6 protein-coding genes and 1 pseudogene are annotated in these 6,427 nt (G+C 51.6%); 2 read left to right on the top strand and 5 right to left on the bottom strand.

From position 1 onward, the window contains the following. Positions 1–1,312 (bottom strand): S8 family serine peptidase (locus PPOP_RS17340; RefSeq protein ID WP_148277996.1); only part of this gene is annotated, 1,312 nt, incomplete at its 3' end. A 280-nt stretch (positions 1,313–1,592) separates the two neighbouring features. Here PPOP_RS17340 and PPOP_RS21165 point away from each other — a divergent pair. Then, positions 1,593–2,420, top strand: a pseudogene (locus tag PPOP_RS21165) (nitric oxide synthase oxygenase). Positions 2,421–2,820: 400 nt separating this feature from the next. Next, a complete protein-coding gene (locus tag PPOP_RS17330; RefSeq protein WP_006287954.1) occupies positions 2,821–3,243 on the top strand; it encodes an AbrB/MazE/SpoVT family DNA-binding domain-containing protein in 423 nt (140 codons plus the stop codon). Between the two features lie 319 nt (positions 3,244–3,562). On the opposite strand, the gene PPOP_RS17325 is transcribed toward PPOP_RS17330, so the two are convergent. The 4 genes from PPOP_RS17325 to PPOP_RS17310 all read right to left on the bottom strand — a co-directional run bounded on the left by PPOP_RS17325 (position 3,563) and on the right by PPOP_RS17310 (position 6,294). After that, positions 3,563–3,760, bottom strand: coding sequence for a hypothetical protein (locus tag PPOP_RS17325; RefSeq protein ID WP_042229715.1), 198 nt, complete (start codon positions 3,758–3,760; stop codon positions 3,563–3,565). A gap of 194 nt (positions 3,761–3,954) precedes the next feature. Beyond that, positions 3,955–4,245: an LrgB family protein gene (locus PPOP_RS17320; RefSeq protein WP_052516650.1), complete on the bottom strand. Its 291-nt coding sequence runs from the start codon at positions 4,243–4,245 to the stop codon at positions 3,955–3,957. A gap of 123 nt (positions 4,246–4,368) precedes the next feature. After that, positions 4,369–5,226 carry a hypothetical protein gene (locus PPOP_RS17315; RefSeq protein ID WP_042229713.1) on the bottom strand — a complete coding sequence of 286 codons (858 nt, stop codon included), beginning with the start codon at positions 5,224–5,226 and terminating at the stop codon, positions 4,369–4,371. Between the two features lie 99 nt (positions 5,227–5,325). Then, complete coding sequence (locus tag PPOP_RS17310) at positions 5,326–6,294, bottom strand: tyrosine-type recombinase/integrase (protein ID WP_006287951.1); 969 nt, start codon at positions 6,292–6,294, stop codon at positions 5,326–5,328. Between the last annotated feature and the right edge of the window lie 133 nt (positions 6,295–6,427).

Here is a 6,427-nt window from a genome sequence, read left to right as displayed (position 1 = left end):
CCATTGGATTAAAGTTATTACTCGGCGCGCAAACGCTTATTTCTTGCCCCCAATTGCTGTACTCTGCATGCCGGTTCTGACTGGTGGAAGCGGCAACGGTAACGACATGCGGATGCACCGCAAAACCATTTTCAATAGGGCCATCTGTCTTACGGAACCTACCCTTGTAATCACGCCATAAAAAGCCGGTATGGTTAGGAGCGTTGATTGGCGCGTTGAAATTCGCGGCGGCAAAACAGATAACGCAGCCTTTGCGGCGAGGCCCGCCGGAGGTTGCGATTCGGGTGAACGTATCCTTCACAGTCGAATGAAGAGGAGCATGAGTCGGAGGCGGTCCCCAACTGCAGGAAATGACATCCGCAACTTTCGCCACCTCATCAAAGATGATTTTTAAATTATGATCACTGAGTTGATCAATATTAACCCTCACCGGCATAAATGCGCATCCCGGAGCAATACCGACGACTCCTTGTCCGTTGTCCTCGGCTACCGCGACTCCCGCGCAGGGCGTACCGTGATAATTTTCGCCCACGGGAAGCGGCTGAAGATCGCCATCCACGTAGTCCCTCGGGCTGACAATTTTCCCGGGACCTTGTAAATCAGGGTGAGTAAGGTCAAATCCATCATCAATTACCGCGACGACAATACGCCGATCACCATTGGTGACATCCCAGGCTTCAGGGGCAAAAACGCTTGCCGTTTTCACCAGGAAAGGTTTGTCCGCCGTTGTGTGAAGATGCCATTGCCGGAGAAACAATTCGTCGGTTGGCATGTACATTGCTTGAAATCTGTTAATCATATTTGGTTCCGCATAGGCAACCTCCTGTTCCTCAGCCAATCTGTTTGCAATTTTAATCGGATTCTCGTTGCTGTCAGCCGTAACTGCGGCCAGGCATGTGAACGGCATCTCGTCGTAAGTAAGAACCAGATTTACCTTATATTTGTGGAGTAACTGTTCAATTCTGTCCGGGGTTGCCTCTGGTTTGAATTGAATCGCAATTTCATCGGTCAGGTAATAAATTGTACCTTCCGTCCCTTGTGGACGATAAGCGTGATGTGAGACCACGTTAACGTTTTCGGAGCGAATCATCGCCATGGCGTGGTCACGTTCTGTAGAAGTGGTTTTCACTTTGTAAACGTTCGGCGTGAGCGGCTCAATTTCATGAACGCCGGATAAGCCCGCGATTTTCTCCAGCTTTTCGGGTTTTGAAACGATTACGGTAAACCGATCGTCTTCCTTCGACAAATCGATTTTCGTACCTCCTCGCCAGACATAACTGCCGAGGTTTGGTTCCTGCTGCACTTTTGGCACGATCACTACTCCCTTTCTACTTTATTTACCAAATTTAAGTTGTTCTGCATTTAGCCAACTTATCATATTGGGCGAATGCTGGCGGATACGGACAGCAATGAGGAACGGCAGGGTAACCCGCCAGATTGTAGGCAAAGCCCCGATGTCTTCGGGGTTTTTGTTCAAAGAACTACGGGTATAAGTGTAGAATAACAAGATTTTTGTTAGAAAGCAAAAGATTTCCTTTCAAACCCTCTTGGCTACCATATTGCGATCTTCTTTATGTGAAGGAAGGACAACAATAGATATGACAGAAACACGAACACGGGAAGCCCAACTTATTGAGGCCTTCGAGGAATTGGAGCATGGGGCCAACATGGCGTGGCGCAACAGCATCCGGTGCATCGGCCGCTTGTTCTGGTCGTCCTTCCAGGTTATCGACGAGCGGGAAGCGTCCTCGGCCGATGAAGTGCTAGAAGCACTGCGTAGGCATTCGCTACCAATGGAGGCAAAATCCGGCCGACGGTGACGATACTTTGGGCAGATGATCCTGGCTGCGATCCGATTCGGATTTGGAACCACCAGTTAATCCGGTATGCGGGCTATGACAGAGATGGCCGCCGCTGGGGCGATCCGCATTCGATCCGCTTCACCCGAATCTGCGAATCGCTGGGCTGTCAGGGCGTCGGTACCCCGTTCGACATCCTGCCGCTGGTCGTTCAAGTCGGCAGCGAACCGCCGCAATGGACGGAACTGGCGCCGGAGGAAGTGCTGCAGGTCCCGCTGAAGCATCGGGATTACAGCTGGGTCGCTGCCTGCCATCGCTGCGCGCATGGGGCTGAACACCGCTTCCCATGCGACCCTATGGAAAGATCGGGCCTTGGTCGAGCTAAATGCGGCCGTGCTGTACTCCTTCAAGGAAGCCGGCGTCAGCATCGTTGATCATCATACGGCGGCCCATCAGTTCGAGCGCTTCGAGCAGCAGGAGGTGGAAGCGAACCGTCCCCTTACCGGCGATTGGACGTGGCTGATACCGCCGATGTCGCCTGCGGCGACGCATATATTTCACCAATCGTACAGCAACAAGAAAGTATCCCCCCTATTTGCTTATCAGACGGCGCCGTATTGAAGCCTTCCAACGCAAAATAACCAGACAGGCCCGGAGAACCGTTCTTCGGGCCTGTTCCCGCCGCATTCGCATCCGCGGATGGCGCTCGCGCTGTCCTGTCCGGGCCCATTACGGGGCATATGGATCTGGGCAATTCCCCAGTCTGCTGCCACAATACAAAATAAAATTGAACTTTTTCCCGGTTCATGGCCAATATAGAATAAGCTTGTTATCGCCCTCCTCCGCGATGTTCCAATACACATGCTCCTGGCATCGCCATAGCGCTTCATCGTGACGATCTAGCCGGAACCGAACGCGTCGATATAATACTACAATTTTTTACAGGGTAATAAGCCTTTTTTTACCACCATATATTTGTTATACTATAAAAAAATGATAGATAGTGCGAGAGGGGTGCCTGATGAAGGATACGGGTATGATTCGTAGCTTAGATAGTCTTGGCCGCATTGTTATTCCGGTTGAAATTCGCAACGCGCGCAACATTGAGATTGGAGATGCAGTGGAATTTTTTGTGCTGGATGATGATATTCTCGTGCTGCGAAAATATACTTCGACGGAATGCGTCTTCTGCCAGAGTATGGAAAGTGTGACGTACTATAAGGATCAATTTATTTGCTCTTCCTGCCTACAAGAACTTGCCGGAGTCCAAAACTTGACACCTATTGCCCCTCAGCCCCAGGCCAAGAAGCGAGCCAAAACGTCCGAACTGATCCAGCGTCTCAGAAAAGCGTTCGAAGAGCACCCTGGAGCAACCCAGAAGGAACTGGCCAATATCCTTGGCATAAGCCAAGGAAGGATCAGCCAATTAAAGAAAGAAATGTGATTAATAATGAAAGGAAAGCGTTGTCTTTCGTTTTAGGCTTTACTTCCCGCGGCTCCATACGTCCTCTTCTCTTCCGCAAGGTGTAGGGTCTGGAGCCGCACTCTTATCTTCCCGCTCCCATTCGCAGCCATCCTCTATACAGCTGCCAACAGGCATAATCATCCTCCGGGATGGGCCCTTTCCATATCCAGACGGTAAAAGGCCAATCCTCTGGCGGAAGCGCAAAGGTTGGCCTTCATGGAAGGGGAATCGCAAGCGTAAAGTTATTTTTTTCACAAATTGGGGTATTCAAAACTGTCATTTCTTGATCCAGCCAAGATTACGCATAATAAGCTTGCAGCAAATCGTGAGTATCGTCTTGTTGCTTCGGAACAGCTTCATTTTCTTTCCAGCACCGCTTGCACTCGTTCTCCGTCGTACATCGATGATTATCGTCGCACATATAGCACAGTTGAAGGTAGTTGCGGGTTACGTTATCGGAATGCTTATGAAGGCTGAATGTTTTGAAGGTTCTCATCGTTCTCACTCCCTTTTCTTTATGGGTTAACTGTAACATGAATTTGCACAATAACATGTGAAATTAATCACAATCTCACAAAAAAGAAATCGGAGTTCGTCACGCTATCTCCGATCCCGCTAATTATCCGTTGGTGGCCAGGTTCAATTGCCAGGAGACGCCGAATTTGTCATTCAACTAACCGAATTTCTTGATTACAAAAATAGGTAGAGTGGAATAAAGAGCACCGATGTAATCAGACCGGCCAGCCCCAACGCCAGGCCGCTGAATGTGCCCTGCATCTCCGATTCAGCCAGGCTGCGCGAGGTACCGAAGCCATGCGCGGCCGTTCCCATCGCCAAGCCAAGCGAGACATTGTCCTTCATCCCTGTTCGCACGACGTCGCGCGTCCCATCGAGGCTGATCATAAGCGCCGCCACGCTGACGACGCCGACGAGGGAGCCGCATGTAATCGAGAGGACGATCACCTTGAACTGCCGCTTCACGATATACCGGTGTTTATAGATCGGAACCCCGAGCGCGACAGGGCCGGCCCGAGAAATAGCGACAGCATATCCGCGCCCATCTGGTAATCGGCCAGCGGAATGCCGCCGATGAATGATTTTTCATTACGCTTTCATGTTCCTGCCGCCGGACGGTCCCTTCCGTATCTGGCTCAGCGATCGCGTGATGCGCCATATCGTCCAGTTCATCTGCCGCTGCTTCAGGAAGGCGATATATTGTGGCTCCCAGATGACCGGACCGAACGCTTCCCACAAGGCGCGCTGCTGAGACAGCGGATACAGATCGCGAACACGGCGGAATATCGCGGTTGCGGCCCGCTCGGACCAGAGGCGCGCATAGCCGAACAAGAACAGGGTCATCAAGCTGCCGGTAACGATGATCGTTGCCTTCGTGAGCGGGTAGCGGTAGCGGTTGAACTGCGAACGCAGCAACACGAGGACGAGGATCATCCCTGCCAGCCATAGTGTATGCCGAATCGTCGTCCCGAGTAGAAACGTCAATACCGTGCATAGGCCGAGCCATAGCAATGTCACGATATAAGCGCGGATCGTCCGTTCGAACAGACCCATGAGCATCATCATCATCAAGATGCTCGAACCCAACACGATTCCGTTCACCAGCGGGTAGAAATCGCTGTCATCGCCATAATAAGCGACAGCATGAATGCGCTCCGCTCCCAGTGCGGCACGGTGAGTGTAACGAGAGCAAGAAAGAATGATGTCATGAACATCAGGATGACGACTGACCAGGAGGACAGTGAATTCCATAGCGAACGCCGTATGAACCAGATGATGCTTCCGGTCTCTATGTAGGAGCCGATCGTCGGGTGATCTTCGAACCGCTTCACGGCCACTTCGCCGAATTCGAAGGCGGAGAAGATCAGTCCCAGTCCAAATTTTAATGATGTGCATCAGCCTTTTGTTCTGCAGCAAGGACTGCCCGCGCAGCTTGTTCAGATTCATCGTGTTCCTCCTCCCCGGATAAAAATTTACATAATATTTATTATGTTATTATATTAATACGATCCAAATTTGGGGGCGAAGTATTCATTGCTTTTTTCCTTATCTGTTATTCCTAACCTTCTCGATTTCAGTTCCCTTCATACTAATATAAGGAAGCAATCGCTCAACCGCTTCCTGCTTCTGTTTGTCGGAGACATGCGTGTAGACTGTCGTCGTCTGAATCGAGGCATGTCCGAGCATCTCCTGCACGGTGCGGATATCCGCGCCGCTCCGCAGCAGCAAGGTTGCGAACGAGTGGCGCAGCTTGTGGCAGGAATAGGAGCGCCCGCGTCCTGGCATCATAGAGCCCGCTTCCGCCGACAATCCCTCGAACGCCTGCTCCGCAATGTATTGCATATTGCGGATGGACAGCCTGCGTCCTTTTTGCGAGATGAACATCGCTTCTTCGCCCGCTCTCCACGGCGTCAACCGCTCTTTCAGCGCCAATTGGAGCTGTTCTGACACCGCAGTCGGTAGTGGAACGGTCCGCCATTTGCGCCCTTTCCCGAGTACCTCCAGCGAATGCCGCTCCAGATGATAATCGGCCACATTCAGCCGGTGCACCTCCCCTACCCGAAGGCCCGCATAGGCCATCAGCATTAAAATCGCGAGATTCCGGTTATAATATTTGCCCCCCGCGTGCATCAGCACCGTCTGGAGCTGCCCCGGCTCCAAATAGACGGGGGCCCGGTTCATCTCTGTCTTTGACTTCTTCACGCCGAGCGCGGGATTGACGCTTGTCCATTCCAGCTCGTTCAGCGCCCGGTAGAAGCTGGTCAGCGCGCAATGCTTGCGGTTCCGGGTCGCGTCGCTGACGCCGGAAGCCTTGACCTGTGCGAAGAAAGCCAGCACCTGCATCTTCGTTACTTCCTCAACAGACTTGCCATTCAGCGTGTGCAGGAACTGTCTCACATCGCCGATGTAATTGCGCTGCGTGTATTCGGTATACCCTGCATTGACCATCCATAAACGGAACCCTTCGAGAGGCTCCTCATACAGCGCGGCTAATTCATGACGGGTCAGATTCATTGTCGCTCGATACTCCTTTAACATCATTTCGCAGCGACCAAATAACTGCGTATAAGGTTAATTATACGCAGTTTCTGCTCAGAAATGCAAACTTCGACAGGCAAAGACAAAGGATCATGAACTTTCGAGCTTT

Origin of the sequence: Paenibacillus popilliae ATCC 14706, from assembly GCF_000315235.1 — a bacterium.
GTDB classification, from domain to species: domain Bacteria; phylum Bacillota; class Bacilli; order Paenibacillales; family Paenibacillaceae; genus Paenibacillus_B; species Paenibacillus_B popilliae.
The sequence above is the reverse complement of the archived record's forward strand: the minus strand, read 5'-3'. Positions and strand labels throughout refer to the sequence as shown.